General features: G+C 42.2%; 15 protein-coding genes. 1 reads left to right on the forward strand and 14 read right to left on the reverse strand.

All coding sequences use genetic code 11. The features are described 5' to 3' along the window. Positions 1 to 14: 14 nt before the first annotated feature. The 7 genes from LI126_RS06445 to LI126_RS06475 all read right to left on the reverse strand — a co-directional run bounded on the left by LI126_RS06445 (position 15) and on the right by LI126_RS06475 (position 6,987). Positions 15 to 1,283, reverse strand: a complete 1,269-nt coding sequence (locus tag LI126_RS06445) for a glycosyltransferase family 4 protein (RefSeq protein ID WP_227165057.1) — start codon at positions 1,281 to 1,283, stop codon at positions 15 to 17. A gap of 231 nt (positions 1,284 to 1,514) precedes the next feature. After that, complete coding sequence (locus LI126_RS06450) at positions 1,515 to 2,957, reverse strand: sugar transferase (RefSeq protein WP_046438305.1); 1,443 nt, start codon at positions 2,955 to 2,957, stop codon at positions 1,515 to 1,517. 141 nt (positions 2,958 to 3,098) lie between these two features. After that, complete coding sequence (locus LI126_RS06455; RefSeq protein ID WP_054752437.1) at positions 3,099 to 3,794, reverse strand: CpsD/CapB family tyrosine-protein kinase; 696 nt, start codon at positions 3,792 to 3,794, stop codon at positions 3,099 to 3,101. After that, positions 3,795 to 4,556 (reverse strand): YveK family protein, encoded by a 762-nt coding sequence (locus LI126_RS06460; RefSeq protein ID WP_054752435.1) that lies wholly within the window; start codon positions 4,554 to 4,556, stop codon positions 3,795 to 3,797. Positions 4,557 to 4,568: 12 nt separating this feature from the next. Further along, the gene (locus LI126_RS06465) at positions 4,569 to 5,315 is read right to left on the reverse strand and encodes a CpsB/CapC family capsule biosynthesis tyrosine phosphatase (protein ID WP_054752433.1); all 747 of its coding nucleotides are present in this window, start codon (positions 5,313 to 5,315) and stop codon (positions 4,569 to 4,571) included. Between the two features lie 187 nt (positions 5,316 to 5,502). Next, complete coding sequence (gene spoVAE, locus LI126_RS06470) at positions 5,503 to 5,859, reverse strand: stage V sporulation protein AE (RefSeq protein WP_226900878.1); 357 nt, start codon at positions 5,857 to 5,859, stop codon at positions 5,503 to 5,505. 72 nt (positions 5,860 to 5,931) lie between these two features. Next, the gene (locus LI126_RS06475; RefSeq protein ID WP_227165075.1) at positions 5,932 to 6,987 is read right to left on the reverse strand and encodes a stage V sporulation protein AD; all 1,056 of its coding nucleotides are present in this window, start codon (positions 6,985 to 6,987) and stop codon (positions 5,932 to 5,934) included. 165 nt (positions 6,988 to 7,152) lie between these two features. Between LI126_RS06475 and LI126_RS06480 the strand changes: the two genes are divergently transcribed. Beyond that, positions 7,153 to 7,611, forward strand: coding sequence for a SpoVA/SpoVAEb family sporulation membrane protein (locus LI126_RS06480; protein ID WP_015528166.1), 459 nt, complete (start codon positions 7,153 to 7,155; stop codon positions 7,609 to 7,611). Between the two features lie 37 nt (positions 7,612 to 7,648). Here the strand turns inward: LI126_RS06480 and LI126_RS06485 are convergent, their stop codons facing one another. The 7 genes from LI126_RS06485 to rhaD all read right to left on the reverse strand — a co-directional run bounded on the left by LI126_RS06485 (position 7,649) and on the right by rhaD (position 15,997). Further along, on the reverse strand, positions 7,649 to 8,866 hold the full coding sequence (locus tag LI126_RS06485; RefSeq protein ID WP_227165058.1) for a carboxynorspermidine decarboxylase: 1,218 nt from the start codon (positions 8,864 to 8,866) through the stop codon (positions 7,649 to 7,651). Further along, complete coding sequence (locus LI126_RS06490) at positions 8,866 to 10,125, reverse strand: saccharopine dehydrogenase family protein (RefSeq protein WP_054752429.1); 1,260 nt, start codon at positions 10,123 to 10,125, stop codon at positions 8,866 to 8,868. Before LI126_RS06490 ends, LI126_RS06485 begins: the two co-directional genes overlap by 1 nt. A 61-nt stretch (positions 10,126 to 10,186) precedes the next feature. Beyond that, on the reverse strand, positions 10,187 to 11,044 hold the full coding sequence (gene speB / locus LI126_RS06495) for an agmatinase (RefSeq protein ID WP_227165059.1): 858 nt from the start codon (positions 11,042 to 11,044) through the stop codon (positions 10,187 to 10,189). Positions 11,045 to 11,047: 3 nt separating this feature from the next. Then, on the reverse strand, positions 11,048 to 11,902 hold the full coding sequence (gene speE, locus LI126_RS06500; protein WP_020436216.1) for a polyamine aminopropyltransferase: 855 nt from the start codon (positions 11,900 to 11,902) through the stop codon (positions 11,048 to 11,050). Positions 11,903 to 11,907: 5 nt separating this feature from the next. Next, positions 11,908 to 13,374, reverse strand: a complete 1,467-nt coding sequence (locus tag LI126_RS06505; RefSeq protein WP_015528171.1) for an aminotransferase class I/II-fold pyridoxal phosphate-dependent enzyme — start codon at positions 13,372 to 13,374, stop codon at positions 11,908 to 11,910. 481 nt (positions 13,375 to 13,855) lie between these two features. Then, a complete protein-coding gene (gene fliB / locus LI126_RS06510; RefSeq protein ID WP_227165060.1) occupies positions 13,856 to 14,998 on the reverse strand; it encodes a flagellin lysine-N-methylase in 1,143 nt (380 codons plus the stop codon). A 165-nt stretch (positions 14,999 to 15,163) separates the two neighbouring features. Further along, a complete protein-coding gene (gene rhaD / locus LI126_RS06515) occupies positions 15,164 to 15,997 on the reverse strand; it encodes a rhamnulose-1-phosphate aldolase (RefSeq protein ID WP_227165061.1) in 834 nt (277 codons plus the stop codon). Between the last annotated feature and the right edge of the window lie 152 nt (positions 15,998 to 16,149).

Raw genomic sequence — 16,149 nt, forward strand, 5'->3', positions numbered from 1 at the left:
ACCTCTCGCCTCCTTTACAGCTTCAGAATTTCTTCTGCGTATTTCCTCACCGACACATTTCTGGTCAGATTCTTCTCCAAATTTTCACGACCTCTGGCTCCCATTGCCTTCAATTTACTATTTTCGGCATTCTCAATGAACCAGCGGATATTCTCCTCTACCTTGTCATAATCTCCAGGTTCACAACAAAGACCGCCATGTGTGTCTTCAATCAAGCATCGAACCTCGGATCCTGATTCGAGAACTCCTATAATCGGCTTAGCCGCCGCCATTATTCCATATGCCTTCGATGGACAGCTCACACCTTTGATACCTTTTGCGTTCACACACCAGTGAACATCACCGGCGTTTAAACTATAAATCAGGTCTGCTTTATCCTGATACGGAATGAAAGTCACGTTGTCCATGTGATTCTCTTTCACATAAAGCACCAGCTTGTCCAGCACAGAGCCACCCCCAACAAATGCAAAGACAATATCTCTTCCATCTACAGTCTTTGTACCCGGTTTGAATCTCTCTATAACTTTAATCAAATTCTCAAGGTCGTAATATAAACCAATGTTTCCTGAGTACATGATGACAAACTTACCATCCAAACCGTATTTTCTCTTAAAAGCCAGAACCTTTTCATTATTTTCATCCAATGGATAAATTTCGTTCTCATCAATCCAGTTGTTAATCATAACAGTCTTAGGAATTTTCTTTCCTTTAAAACGGTCCTCCACTGTTTCTACCAAATCCCGTCCGACTGTAATCACAAGGTTGCTGCGCTTGCAGCTGAACTTATCAAACCACATCATGACATCAGTGATAAATTTGCTCTTGGTATAGCCTACAGCAAGCACCTGCTCCGGGTTAAAGTCCTGAATATTGTAGATGTACTTGGCGTGCTTCACCCACTTACCCCAAACACCCAGCAGACCTCCAAGAATCGGAGGCTGAGAAATGGAGAACACATAATCCATTTTTCCAACCTTGAAAGTTGCCCCCATTGCCCCAAAGAAATAGGAAACAATATTCTTCACACGGCTCTTTTTATTGGCCTTACTGAACTCCGGCACTCGAATTCGCAGAACCTTCACGCCATTGATTTCTTCTTCGTAATATTTCTGTGTCTTATATTTATCCTCAATCGTCCCTAAGTAACTCGGCACCACGCAAATGATCGTGATGTTGAACTTATCCAGCATACCCTCCGCCAGTTCACGGAGAATCTGCCCCGTTGACGCAGTATCCGGAATATAGTAATGAGCATAAATCAGAAGATTTTTCTTATTTGACATTCCTATAATTTCCTCTTGCTTTTTCTCGTATAGCTATACGTTCAATCCCTCAAAAAAAGAAAACCATCTCAACAAGCTCCATTCCACTCCCAAGCACCCCTGTCTTCCCTCTTCGTTTATTTCTACCTATAGCTATACGTTCAATACCAATAATACCTGCAGTTTCCCCTCCCGGTTCCACTGCAGATCATCATTCTTATATCATTTTCCTTATCTCTTCCATCCATTCCATCACTTGGATCCGCTGCCCTTAAGCACGACCCCGACGGTCTTGAACAGAATCTTAATATCCATTCCGATATTCCAGTTCTTGACATATTCCATATCAAGCTTCACAACTTCCTCAAAATCAGTGATATCACTTCTTCCGCTCACCTGCCACATTCCGGTCAGTCCCGGCTTCACGGCAAGTCTTCCGCGGTGATATGGCTCATACTGTTTCCACTCATCTACTGTTGGTGGACGGGTTCCTACGAGACTCATATCTCCTTTGAGTACATTCCAGAACTGCGGGAATTCATCCAAAGATGTCTTACGGATAAACCAGCCAAGTCCATGCTTGCTTCCATCCGCTCCGCTTCCGATGATTCTTGGGTCATTCTCCATCTTGAACATAAGCCCCTTCATCTCGTTCTGTTTCATCAGTTCTTTCTTGCGTTCCTCTGCATCCATATACATGCTTCGGAATTTATAGATTTTAAATAATTTTCCGTTTTTTCCTACTCTCATCTGAGAGAAGAAGATTGGCCCCGGTGAAGCAATATAGATTGCCGGAGCAAGGAATATTGTAATGATACCTGTCAGAATCATTCCAACGATTCCGCCACAGATGTCCATCGTTCTCTTCATCATAGCCTGTCGTGAGGAAATCACTCTGACGCTGGAAGTCAGGACTGTATATCCACCCATACGGTTAATAAACTGATTGCCTGTCCATCCTGTTCTGTCATCCAGACATTCGTGAACTGTAATTCCCATGTTCACGCATGTTTCAAACAAATCTTCCGGTATCAATGTTTTCTTCTTAATTCCAACAAGAAGAGCATCAACCCATCTTGTCTGTATGTATTCAGTTACTGTATCAATCTTACTTACAACCGGAATTCCTTCGATCAATTCATTTTCTTCCGGTTCGCGGTCTGCAAGTACGATTCCGACAATATCGAATTCATTAAATACATTCTGTTCCACCTGTCTTAACATGGAATCTATTTCATCACTTGTCGAAACAAGGAGCATATTTATTTTTGAATAGAGCATATTGCCATGTTTCAGTAAATATTTCTTCCATATGATTCGCACCACATAAACCAAAATAACTGACATTGGAATAAATGATGTAATCACAAGACGTGAGGTCATGCTTCCCTGTTTACTCATAAAGAGATATACGATTACAAGCGCACTCACGATAAACACATGCTTTAATACATTCTTAAACTCTACAAAGTATCCTCTTCTCATGATTCCATGATATGGCTCTGTAAAGAAAGCAGTGCAAATGTCTACCAGTGCGATGAAAATCCCGATATTCAGATATAATCCGTTATGATACAGATTATCCATTCCCATACGCAATACAAAACTGCTTACATAAGCCAGCTGTAATGCGACAAGATCTAATATGATGAAATCCCAGTGCTTCAACCAACTATTACTGTTCTTCCTGTACATTCTCCTCGTACACCCTTTTCCCCTGATAATCTTCTGTCTGACTACATAACAAAACATCTGATTTTATTTATCTTAACTGTTTTGTTTGTTTTTTCTCAGTAAAATGGAATATGCAGCGGATATTCTCCACTGCATATCCGACTATTCCTGTTTGCTTTTACCATAGTAGTATGAATTATACTTACTATAATATTTCTCTTTCTTCATATCCACTTTATTCAATACTGCACCGAGAAGCTTACATCCACTCTTCATAAGCTGATCTTTTGCTTTCATAGCATCTCTTCTGCTTACTGCTTCGCTCTCGATTACGAGGATTGCACCATCACACTGTTTTGCTACGATTGCTGCATCACTCATATTGATGATCGGTGGTGTATCGATTAAAACATAATCATAGGCTTTTCTCGTCTCTTCAATCAGTCTGCTGAAACGTCCCTGCTCCAAAAGCTCTGATGGGTTCGGAGCGTACGGACCGGAAAATATAATCTCAAGATTACGGTAATTTGTAGAATAAATCACTTCCTCCAAAGCAACCTGTCCACTTAAATACTGTGACAGTCCATTGGTCTTCTGCTTGATCTGGTAACGTTTGATATAACTGGATTTACGGATATCTGCATCTATAATCAGAACTCTCTTTCCCATCTTTCCAATCTCTACTGCAAGCTGGAAAGCCACGTCACTTTTTCCTTCATTCGGATAACAGCTTGTGATAACAATACTCTTTGTCTCGACACCGCTGAACTGCATATTTGTACGGAGGGTTTTAATAGCCTCTTCATAGAAGACGTCTTCTTTTCTGGAGTCCGTCATCATAACTCTCTGAATTGCCATTTATTTTTTCCTCCTTTTTTTCTTCTTTTTCTTTGATGCTGCCTTGCTTGAATTGCGAGATCCTTTTCCTGTAATGTAGTCTTTTCTATCTGGAATACTTGCCAGTGTTGTCAGACCAAGGTAGTTCTCGATATCTTCCTCTGACTTGATTGTATCATCCATCAGTGTGAGAAGGATAATAATACCTGCGGAAAGAACCAGACCAGCCAGTGCTCCGATCAGCACATTCTTCTTTGTACTCGGACTTGTCTGGATTGTCGGCACTTCACCTTCTTCAATAATCTTCGGCGGTGTTACTTCCATCTTGTCTCCGATAAAGTCAGCTGATGTCTTTGCCAGCGTGTCAGCAATCTTCTTTGCCATCTCTGGATCTTTGTCTATTGCTGTAACGGAAAGAAGACGTGTATCACTTGGATTCTCTACGGTGATACATTCCTTCAACTCTTTATATGTCATATCCAGATTTAGTTCATCTACTACGTCCTGCAATACCGTACGGCTTGTGATCAGGATGTTGTAGTCTTTCGTCAACTGAGTACCGATCTGCAGATCAGCCAGTGAAGAAAGTGTGGTTTCCTTTGTGAGAACAAGCATCGTAGATGTTGCGCTGTAAACAGGTGTCATCAAAAGCTTTGTTGCTGCTCCGGCAATCACTGCTCCGGCCAATATAGCCGCAAGAATTACCAGAATGTGCTTTTTCAATGCGTAGAATAGTTCTCTGAGGTCAATCTCGACCTCGTCGTCATCATGCGTATTTCCCATCTTTACTCCCCTTTATTTTATTATTTTGCCTTCTGCAATGCGAAGTGCATTCTCTTTTGTTATCTGTCTGAGGTAAGTACTGTCTAAATGCTTCCTCATCCAGCTCATTGCCTCTTTTGTATCAGGCATTCTGTTCCCGATATTGTGCATATCGGTTCCCATGAAATGGATATTCTTTTTTTTCAGATTATCCTTACACCAGCGTGCTGTCGAATCCTTCCAGTCACCGCTGACGGATCTGTAATTCATCTGGATCAATGCTTCCAGGTCAATCAGTTCTTCTACACGCTTACCTTTTCTAAGACAGCGATACCGCTCTGCATGAGCAACTACCGGAGCATACCCTGCTCTTGACAGATTCCTCACTGCTGTACATATCTCAGAATACGGTACTGAAGGCATAAACTCAACCAATACATAATTGCTGTCTGCCAACGTAAGCAGTTTTCCCTCTTCAAGCAGACGTATAACACTATTAGAATAAAAAATCTCCTGTCCTGTCCAGATTCGAATTGGCTGTCTTCGCTTTATCTTCCCATCCGGACCTTTCACCGGACGGTTTGCGCGACTCATCAACTCATCCCGAAGCCGTCTCAACTTCTCCGGATCTTTGTTTGGAAACGCTTTGGAATAATGTGAAGTTGCAAACACATCTGTGATTCCCTGTCTTCTTGCCATAGAAAGCATATGAAGACTTTCTTTCATCGAAGACGCTCCATCATCAACTCCAGGCAAGATATGGCTATGTATATCAATCATCTTTAACTCGTCCTTTTACATAATGAAAGAGACACCTGAGATAAAAAATCTGTCCTGCCGTGCCTCCTTGTATCGTCTTATCTTATTGCCTTTAACACCCAATTAATGATATTTTATTTTTCTTTTACTGTCAAGTTATTTTCATGTATATTTTTATGAACCTTATAACATTATTGTGATTTCTTGTTTATTTCTTCATTTTTGGTTCAAAAATCAATGAAGCCATGTATCCGAAAATCAGTGCTGCGCTGATTCCGGCGGCACTTGCCTTGAACCCTCCCAGAAAGATTCCGAGGAATCCGTTTTTATCAACAGCTTCCTTCACACCTTTCCACAGGACATTTCCGAATCCAAGAAGTGGAACGCTTGCACCTGCTCCTGCAAATTTTACAAATGGTTCGTATGCTCCAATAAATCCAAGCACTGCGCCTGTGCAGACGAGTAATACCATAACACGTCCCGGCATCAGCTTTGTTCTGTCCAGAAGAATCTGCACTGCAGCGCAGATGAGACCTCCGATTAAAAATGCTTTTATATAATCCATTTTTCTATTCCTTTTCTTTTTTTAACACACACTTAGCACATTTTTTACTTCTTCCTATTATAATAGGGCTTTTCAACAGTGTTCGATCATAATCGCATGCGCAATTCCAGGCACACTTGCTCCTTCATTGAAGCTGACCGTTGACATCAATGCACCGGTCGGCACGAAGAGTATCTTTCTCCATTCTCCATTCTCAAGCTTTGGCAGAATATAAGAAGCCAGTGTTGACGCTGCGCATCCACAGCCGCTTCCGCCGGCATGTGTATCCTGCGTCTCCTGATCAAAGATAGTCATTCCACAATCCATATGCTTTTTTCTGATATCATATCCTCTGCTTTTCATCAGGTCAAAAAGTATGGACTGACCAATATATCCAAGATCACCTGTTATGATCTGATCGTAATCTTCCTGTGTACGTCCAAGATCCTGAAAATTACGGTAGATGGTATCGGTTGCAGCCGGAGCCATACATGCCCCCATGTTCTGCGAATCCTTCAAGCCAAAGTCCACGATCTTCCCTATTGTAACGCCAGTGATCCGAATATGCCGGAACTGGGATTTTCTTTGACGTTGCTTATCGGAATGTATTTTATTCAAATGGCTTCCTACAAGGAAAGCCCCGCTGGCTGTCACGGTCCAGTGTGCGGAAAGTGGTCTCTGGTTCGCATATCCTAACGGAAATCGAAATTCTTTCTCTGCACTTCCAAAATGACTTGAAGTTACTGCCAGCATGTAATCTCCGTATCCTGCTGCCACACTCATTGCTGCTAATGCCAGTGCTTCTCCTGATGTGGAACATGCGCCATACAGGCCGAATATGGGAATCTGCAGATCTTCCACGCCCATAGAAGTTGCAATCCCTTGTCTGAGAAGATCTCCTCCAAAGAGATAACGCACAGACTTCGGATCCACATGCGACTTTCCAAGTGCCAGTACACAGGCTTCCTTCTGCATGTTGCTTTCGGCTTCCTCCCAGGTCTCTGCTCCAAACAGATCATCCTCATTGGTCAGATCGAAGTATTTTCCAAGCGGCCCCTGCGCTTCTTTGCTTCCGGCAACAGATGCTGCGCTTAGAAGATAAGGTGCTTTTGTGAATACAATGCTCTGTGCTCCACGAAGCTGGGACAGATGAAAAGGACCACACTCTGATTCAACTGCCCGGTTCTTGTTTCCCGTATCATTCATATCGTTTCCTCATTTCTGATGTTTCATTATTTATTTTTAAGGATATTATTTTCATTTTGTGAAAAACTATGTGTAGAATTTAAAAACAAAAAGAAGGGATTTTCATTTATGGACAAAATAGAACAATTGAAGCAACAGAAGCAATACGAAGCCTATGTCAAAAAGAAAACACCACAGCACAATGTGTGGTTCAACATGATGAAGGCATTCTTCCTTGGTGGAACAATCTGCCTGATCGGACAATGTATTTATCATTTCTGTGAACTGAAAAAGCTTTCCCCGGATGACTGCAGCAGCTGGACTTCTATTCTGCTCATTCTTCTGAGTATCCTTCTCACCGGTACCGGAATTTATCCACTGCTTGCCAAATGGGGCGGTGCCGGTGCACTTGTTCCGATTACCGGCTTTGCCAACTCTGTTGCTGCACCTGCGATTGAATATAAAAAGGAGGGGCAGGTTTTTGGTATTGGTTGTAAGATCTTCACGATTGCCGGGCCTGTGATCTTGTATGGAATTGTGACAAGCTGGGCGCTTGGAGTTGTATATTGGGTATGGACGTTGATGTGAAACAAGAAATGTGTTAGATAAATGTATTAGGAAGTCGCTATTCACGGCTTCCTAATCTTTCTTTAAAATCTGTATAATCAAATACGGTTAGCTGCTGCATGGTTCTGTCAGCATGTCTGATCCAGATATCCGGCAATGGCATCCCGTTAAATGTATTATTTTTGCAAGTCGTATAAATCGCCATATCTCCAAACAGAAGAAGATCTCCGTATTCCGGTAATTTGCTGAATTTATAGTCTCCAATGATATCCCCTGACAGGCAGGTTGGACCTCCTAACCGGACTGTAATCCCACTATCTGTTGTCTCATCCGATGATCCAAGAAGCGGTGGACGATAAGGCATTTCCAGTACATCCGGCATATGGCAGGCGGCGCTGGCATCTACGATTGCAATCTGTGTGTCTCCATTTTTCAGAACATCCAGCACACTGGTCAGAAGAAATCCTGCATTCAATGCCCAGGCTTCTCCCGGCTCCAGATAAACCTCAACCTTCCATTCTTCCTGTGCCATTCGGATGCATTGCTCCAGTCGCTCAATATCATATCCTGGTCTTGTAATATGATGACCACCGCCAAAATTGATCCATTTCACTTTGGCAATCAAATCACCGAACTGTTTCTTTACGGAAGCAAGGGTTGTCTCCAGATCATCCGAGTCCTGCTCACAGAGAGTATGGAAATGAACCCCATCCAAAAGTTCCATCAACTCCGGATTCTTCACAATTGCTTCATCCCACTGTACTCTTGTTGTACCCATGCGGCTTCCCGGTGCACAAGGGTCATAAATCTCATGTCCCTCCTGGGTAGAGCATTCCGGATTGATCCTGAGTCCCACGCTTTTTCCTGCCTCTTTCGCCATTCTTCCAAAGCGAAGAAGCTGGGACGGAGAATTAAATACAATATGATCGGCATACTGAAGAAGTTCCTCGAATTCATCCGCCCGGTAACCTGCACAGAATACATGAACTTCTTTTCCCGCCATTTCCTCTGCCCCTAATCTTGCCTCATACAATCCACTGGCCTCTGTACCCGCCAGATACGGTTCAAAAAAAGGATAACAATCATAATTACTGAATGCTTTCTGTGCCAGAAGCATCTTACATCCTGTCCGTTCTGCTACTTCACCGAGCAGTTTTGCGTTTTCTGTAAGTGCTTTTTCATCCAGTATATAACAAGGTGTTTTGATGTTCTGAAATTCCGGCGGAATAATTCCGCCGGTGGCTGTAAATGGTGCTCTTTTATCTAATCTTTCCATCAGTCTACCAACTTCGGATCATGATTTTCACTGCGCGGCAAACCATAACGGTCAAGTGCGTCCAGGAACGGATCCGGATCAAATTCTTCTACAGTATATACACCCGGTCTGATCCATTTTCCAGTCAGCATCATCAATGCTCCGCACATTGCCGGAACACCTGTTGTATAACTGATTGCCTGGCTTCCAACCTCATGGTAGCATTCCTGATGATCGCATACGTTATAGATATAGTAAGTCTTCTCTTTTCCATCTTTTACACCGGTAAAAATACAGCCGATATTTGTTTTTCCTTTTGTGCGTGGACCAAGACTTGCCGGATCCGGAAGAAGTTCTTTCAGGAACTGGATCGGAACGATTTCCTGTCCATTGTACTGGATCGGTGTTGTAGAAAGCATTCCCACATCCTCAAGACAACGCATATGATCCAGATAGCTTTGTCCAAAAGTCATAAAGAAACGAATACGTTTCACACCTGGAATTGTTTTTGCAAGAGACTCTATTTCCTCATGGTGAAGCAGATACATGTCCTTGTCTCCGACCTGATCAAAGTTGTATTCTCTCTTAATATCCATCGGCGGGATTTCTACCCAATGTCCGTTTTCCCAGTAACTTCCCGGTGCACTTACTTCACGAAGATTGATTTCCGGATTAAAGTTTGTCGCAAATGCATAGCCATGATCACCGCCATTGCAATCTAGAATGTCAATGGTATCAATCTGATCAAATTCATGTTTTAATGCATATGCACAATATGCCTGTGTGACACCCGGGTCAAATCCGCATCCAAGCAGTGCTGTAAGACCTGCATCTTCAAATTTTTTGCGGTATGCCCACTGCCAGGAATAATCAAAATATGCTGAAAATCCTTCTTCTTTACAGCGTTTTTCGTAAATCGCACGCCACTTCGGATCATCCGTATCTTCCGGCTCGTAGTTTGCTGTATCCATATAATTTACGCCACATGCCAGACACGCATCCATAATCGTCAGATCCTGATATGGAAGCGCAATGTTCATTACCAGATCCGGTTTGTAATCATTGATCAGTTCGATCAGCTGATCCACATCGTCTGCATCAACCTTGGCTGTCGTAAGAACTGTTTTTGTCTTTCCTTTCAGCTTTTCTGCAAGTGCATCACATTTTTTCTTTGTACGACTTGCGATACAAAGTTCTGTGAAGACCTCATCTGCCTGACAACATTTCTGAATTGCTACACTGGCCACTCCTCCGCAGCCGATTACAAGTACTCTGCTCATAACTCTTCTCCTTTTCTTCAACAGTTGTATATTTATAATTGCTCTCTTATAAGTTGCCGGTTTATTTTGCAATTGCAAGAAGCAGTTCACGAAGAACCTTACATGCTGTTGCGGTTGAGACACCACTTGCATCCAGCATAGGAGCAAGTTCATTCACATCCGCTCCTACTACATTTGCCTGTGCAACTGTACGGATGGCTTCAAGAAGTTCTAAGAAAGTTACTCCCCCCGCCTCCGGAGTCCCTGTTCCCGGAAATACTGCCGGATCCAGACAATCCAGATCAATTGTAAAATAAATTGGTACATTTTTCTCTTTCAGTTCTCTTACAGTCTCTTCCAGTCCGTCAAAAGAAAGTGGATGGAAATCTGTATGCTGCGCGGCAAATCTAAATTCTTCTCTCTCTCCGCTTCGGATACAGAACTGATGAATACGTCCGTCTCCCAGAAGATCATGGCATCTTCGCAGAACGCATGCATGACTCAATCTGGCTCCCAGATAATCCTCCCTTAAATCTGCATGTGCATCAAAATGGATGATATGTAGATCCGGATATTTCGCAGCTACAGCGCGTACTGCTGCCAGCGTCACCAGATGTTCTCCTCCCAGAAGCAATGGAAATTTATCTGATTTCAATATTTCTTCTGCTCTCTTTTGAATATCTGAAAGCGCCATTTCACTGCTTCCAAAGCAAAGTTCCAGATCCCCGCTGTCAAATACACTGATATCCATAAGGTCTCTGTCCTGATATGGACTGTAAGTTTCAAGTCCGAAACTCTCATGACGCATAGCTGCCGGACCGAATCTTGCGCCCGGACGAAAACTTGTCGTCGAATCAAACGGCGCACCATAAAGGACAATCGATGCTTCCTCAAAGCTGCTTTCGCATCCGATAAAAGTTTCTATATTCGGTAAAATCATGAATTATTCCTCCACTTCTTTCAGCATATCTTCCAGAAATGCCGGAAGGTAAAATGCTCCTTTATGGAGTCTTGTTGTATAGTAACGTGTACGAAGATTTAATGCATTCCATGCTTCTGCGTCCAGATCATCTACGGGATGATATTTTTTGCTGGCAAATCCAAACAACCAATAACCTGCGGCAAAGGTTGGGATATGTGCCTGATAAACACGACTGATCTGAAATGTACTGGCAATTCTTTTATGGCTTCGCTGCATTGCATGTGCATCTTCTGCGTAGAATGGACTTCCCTGCTGATTGACCATAATTCCATCCTCTTTCAACGCATTGTAACAATTTCCATAGAATTCGCGGGTAAACAATCCTTCCGATGGGCCAAACGGATCCGAGGAATCTACGATAATGAGATCATATTTCGCCTCGCATCTTCGGATAAAACGGAGTGCATTTTCGTAATGAAGATGTACTCTTCTGTCATCCAGTCTGCATGCATTTTCCGGAAGGTATGCACGACATGCCTCGACTACCATTGGATCCATTTCTACCAGATCAATGTGCCTTACCCTGTCGTATCTGGTCAGTTCACGAACGACACCGCCATCTCCGGCACCAATTACCATTATCTCTTTTGCTTCTTTATGGATCGCCATCGGCACATGCGTAATCATCTCATCATAAATAAATTCGTCACGCTCCGTCAGCATTACATTTCCGTCCAGAGTCAGAACACGGCCAAATTCCGGTGTCTCAAAAATATCAATTCTCTGATAATCACTCTGTCTGGAAAAGAGCTGACGGTTTACCCGGATACTGTGTTTCACATCCGGTGTATGGAATTCTGAAAACCACATTTCCATTGTTATTACCTCCCTGTCAGAACATTCAGTTTCAAAATATCCGGATCTTCCGGTCCGGTCATATTACAACCCTTCGCTTTTGCATACTCGATATAATCCAGAATTTCTGCTGTAATACGTTCCCCCGGCGCAAGGATCGGAATTCCAGGCGGATAACACATCACAAATTCACTACAGACCATACCTTCTGTTTCCCTGAGTGGCAGACTGCACTTATCTGCATAAAAAGCATCCTGTGGGCTGGTCACTACCTGAGGATCAATATATTCCTGACTCAGAAGTCCTGTTCCGTCTGTCTGAAAACGTCTGCGGATCTCTGCAAGTGCACTCACAAGCCGTTCTACTTCCTGTGCGCGGTCTCCGATCGAAAGGTAGGCAAGAATATTTCCGATATCTCCAAATTCGATCTGAATGTCGTATTCGTCACGCAGAATATCATAAACTTCAATTCCTGCGAGTCCGATATCTAACGTATGTACACTTAATTTTGTAATATCAAAATCAAAAACAGAATTTCCATTTACCAGTTCTTTTCCAAATGCATAATAACCACCGATTGCATTGATTTCTTCTCTGGCATATTCTGCCATATCTGCTACCTGATGGAAAATCTGACGGCCACGCTGTGCAAGATTCCTTCTTGAAATGTCAAGACTCGACATCAGAAGATAGCTTCCTGATGTTGTCTGTGTCAGATTGATGATCTGCCGCACATACCCGGCATGTACGTCCGGACCTGTAAGAAGCAGACTCGACTGTGTAAGACTGCCTCCGCTTTTGTGCATGGATACGGACGCCATATCTGCGCCTGCTTCCATAGCTGAAACAGGAAGTCCGCCACCGAAATAAAAATGTGTTCCATGCGCTTCGTCTACCAGACACATCATTCCTGCCTCATGTGCCATCTTAACAATTGCTCGCAGATCACTGCATATTCCATAGTAAGTCGGATTATTTACTAACACTGCAACTGCCTTTGGATGCTCTTTTATCGCTTTTGCTACCTGTTCTCTCTGCATTCCCAGGGAAATCCCAAGCCGCTGGTCTACCTCCGGATTTACATAAACAGGAATCGCACCACATAAAACAAGTGCATTCAACACACTCCTGTGAACATTACGTGGCAATATGATCTCATCTCCACGTTTGCAGGCAGTCAGAACCATTGTCTGTACAGAACTTGTCGTGCCCCCTACCATTAAAAATGCATGTGCTGCTCCAAAGGCATCTGCTGCCAGTTCTTCTGCTTCCCGTATTACAGATACCGGATGGCAGAGATTGTCCAGTGGTTTCATACTGTTGACATCGACGCCTACACATTTTTGTCCGAGAAATTCTGTCAGCTCCGGATTTCCTCTTCCCCGTTTATGACCAGGGACATCAAATGGCACAACTCTCATTCGCCGGAAAGTCTCCAGAGCCTCATGGATCGGTGCATGATTCTGGTTTAATTTAAAACGACTCCCTTTCATATTTCCTCTCTTTCCAGGTTCCTTTGTCAAAACACTTTCTTAATACAGAAAAAACGCAGATAAGGGCGCTAAGCCACAAACCTGCGTTCGGTATGTATTCGTCTGTTTTATTCTCAGCTGTAACAGAAAAGGCAATATCTTCTCTTAGATTTTTAAATAAAACTTCTGGATCATGCGTGTCAGAGTCTATATAGCAATTATACTTTTACTACTCTTATTGACCGTTTCACAAGTCTGCGCGTCTGGCGCATAAGGCTATCAAAGAAACCTACTTATAAAATTAGAGCTTTTCACTCAATCAATAAGGCAACCAAAGTTACCATAATCGGCAGTGGACCCGGCTGTCCGTATGGCCTTAACCTCACTGGGTGGTCCGAAACAATTGCTTTGAAAAGACTCTGTCTGTTACTCTGCATCTTCGTCTCTCAAAATCGACTATAGCATAACATGTTAAAAAAACACTGTCAAGAATTTCTCCCATCTATTCGTTACTTTCTTGTAGCAATTCTTGTATTAAATTAAGGTTCGAATCAGAATGTTCCAGTTCTCTTGAATAACGATACACCGTATCTATCACATCATTTATATCTAGCACTTTTTCTTGCTTCATCCACTGTGCCATCAGAAGTTCATGGATCAACAGGGTGCTGACAACAGCCATCTGTGCTTTCGCAAACGCTTCTCCATCGTATACTGCACCGCAAAAATAGGTACTAATGAAATATACAAGGAGCTGTTCATACTGTATCTCATATTCCGGCATTTCTTTCGCCATCCAAGCATGAAATTCTTGTTGCATCTCAATATACCGTTTTTTGTCTATTTTTTCATTTACATTTCTATATAATAATTTCTCTGTTTCTTGAAGATAAGACTCCCAATCCGCTCTTAAATGTTCCATCTGATACTGATTTTGAAACATCTTCCTATTATATGTATAGTAATCCACTTCTGCAAGAGCATTTTTCACTTCCCGCACACCTTCTTCAGCCTGATAGTAATCAAATACATCATCCATAGAGAATATATCTTCTTCGTCAATACATTCCTGCAGATCACGTGCAATCGCCAGAATAAGAGCTGCTCGCAGATTCAGCTTTTTCTCTCTGTCCTGTAAAATCTCAATCATCACATCTCTTGCATCTAACAGTTTCGAATATAAAAACGGATCAAAATCTTCATAATCTTCTTCCTCATCTGTTTCATAAGTAAGAAAATGTACCGGTTCTTTTTTATTCATCAGGATTCTTGCCACTTCCGGACAGGATACAGAAAGTGTAACCTCCCGCACATCTTCAAATTCTTCGATATGTCTTGGATACAATTTACAGGTTCTGCACAGGCTCTCTTCTCCCAGTGCGGTATACATATCACAGAGGTTTGATTGATTCAGAAAAGCACATCTTCTGTCTTTATCCTGCTTGAATGTTCCTTCTTCCCAGTTGACAGATTCTTTCAAGCGCTTTGCAAATGCACCTGTTTCATTTTTATATTTCTCTAATGCAGCTTCATCTGCGACGATCTGCCATCCGGCACAACAAGTGTCCTCACATCTTCCTGCAACACAGGTAAATTCATGATAATAATCCGGGATTGTATATAACATTGATTTACTTTTTTCCATTCCTTTCGCTTTTCTGATCGTCTATAGAATTTCCGACCTGTTTTATTATAGCACGCACTTTTAAGAAATGGTTATAAAAAAACGTATCAAACTGACTGGATTTCAATTATCACTATTGAATGTCCGGTCGATTTGATACGTTTTATTATTTTCTTAGAAATTTAATTATTTCTTTTTCTCATACAGGAACTCTTCTGGAAGTGTTACATTAAAGTCATGTGCCAGTTCGCGGAAGTTCTCCGGTGTGATTGTCTGAATCTTTCTTGGTGTCATAGAAAGAATCTTCACAAGGATCTCTGCTGACTTCTCTACTGTATGCATAAGACCGAATGTAAGATCGAAGTCTTCTCCTGAACAGAACATTCCATGATGTGCCCAAATAGCAACATCGTATTTCTCCATCAGTTCAGCTGTCTTCTCTGCGATTGCTCTTCCACCCGGAACCATCCAGCCTACAACTCCAACTCCGTCTGGGAATACGACCGGACACTCTGTTGCTGACTCCCAAAGTTCTCTTGTGAACACCTGATCATCCAAAGGAAGAACGAATGTCAGTGCGATTGTATTTGTTGTATGTGCATGATAGATTACACGATGTTTTCCGTTTGTGATTTTTTTCTTCACTTCGTGGTTCATCAGATGAGTTGGAAGCTCACTTGTCGGTCTTCCACCTTCTACCAGCCCCCAACGAATTCTGTATTTTGTTCCTGTATAATCAATCTCGATAATTGCAAGACATACTTCAGGATCAACGATAATATTTCTGAAATACTTTCCACTTCCTGTTACAAGGAAGAATTCTCCTGCAAGTCCCGGAACCTCTGTTCCGATCTCTGTCCATTCTCCTGATTCATTCAGACGTGGTCTGATCAGCTCAACCTCTTCTGGCTTCAGACGATAACTTAAATTACCACCATTTCTCTCATGCCATCCCTGAAGGAATCCGTCATTTGCCATTTTAATAAAATCCTGTACAAACTTCGCATCTAAAATCTTCATATTATTTTACTCCTCCTGTTTTTACTCATTTACCGTAATGTTGTTTTGTGTGGTTTATTTCTTCTTTACTATTGTTTTCTTGTGGTTTCTATTTGTATTATAGATGGTTTTATGTGGTTTGTAAACACTTTTTTCAAAAAAAATTGTACAAT

The organism is Mediterraneibacter sp. 210702-DFI.5.30 (assembly GCF_020560115.1).
GTDB classification, from domain to species: Bacteria; Bacillota; Clostridia; order Lachnospirales; family Lachnospiraceae; genus Mediterraneibacter; species Mediterraneibacter faecis.

Excerpts from the sequence above, each read along its gene's own strand:
- LI126_RS06490 (WP_054752429.1), bottom strand. The coding sequence starts at position 10,125 with ATGAGCAGAGTACTTGTAATCGGCTGCGGAGGAGTGGCCAGTGTAGCA.
- rhaD (WP_227165061.1), bottom strand. The coding sequence starts at position 15,997 with ATGAAGATTTTAGATGCGAAGTTTGTACAGGATTTTATTAAAATGGCA.
- LI126_RS06485 (WP_227165058.1), bottom strand. The coding sequence starts at position 8,866 with ATGGAAAGATTAGATAAAAGAGCACCATTTACAGCCACCGGCGGAATT.
- LI126_RS06445 (WP_227165057.1), bottom strand. The coding sequence starts at position 1,283 with ATGTCAAATAAGAAAAATCTTCTGATTTATGCTCATTACTATATTCCG.
- LI126_RS06460 (WP_054752435.1), bottom strand. The coding sequence starts at position 4,556 with ATGGGAAATACGCATGATGACGACGAGGTCGAGATTGACCTCAGAGAA.
- LI126_RS06455 (WP_054752437.1), bottom strand. The coding sequence starts at position 3,794 with ATGGCAATTCAGAGAGTTATGATGACGGACTCCAGAAAAGAAGACGTC.
- LI126_RS06465 (WP_054752433.1), bottom strand. The coding sequence starts at position 5,315 with ATGATTGATATACATAGCCATATCTTGCCTGGAGTTGATGATGGAGCG.
- LI126_RS06480 (WP_015528166.1), top strand. The coding sequence starts at position 7,153 with ATGGACAAAATAGAACAATTGAAGCAACAGAAGCAATACGAAGCCTAT.
- speE (WP_020436216.1), bottom strand. The coding sequence starts at position 11,902 with ATGGAAATGTGGTTTTCAGAATTCCATACACCGGATGTGAAACACAGT.
- fliB (WP_227165060.1), bottom strand. The coding sequence starts at position 14,998 with ATGGAAAAAAGTAAATCAATGTTATATACAATCCCGGATTATTATCAT.
- LI126_RS06450 (WP_046438305.1), bottom strand. The coding sequence starts at position 2,957 with ATGTACAGGAAGAACAGTAATAGTTGGTTGAAGCACTGGGATTTCATC.
- spoVAE (WP_226900878.1), bottom strand. The coding sequence starts at position 5,859 with ATGGATTATATAAAAGCATTTTTAATCGGAGGTCTCATCTGCGCTGCA.
- LI126_RS06505 (WP_015528171.1), bottom strand. The coding sequence starts at position 13,374 with ATGAAAGGGAGTCGTTTTAAATTAAACCAGAATCATGCACCGATCCAT.
- speB (WP_227165059.1), bottom strand. The coding sequence starts at position 11,044 with ATGATTTTACCGAATATAGAAACTTTTATCGGATGCGAAAGCAGCTTT.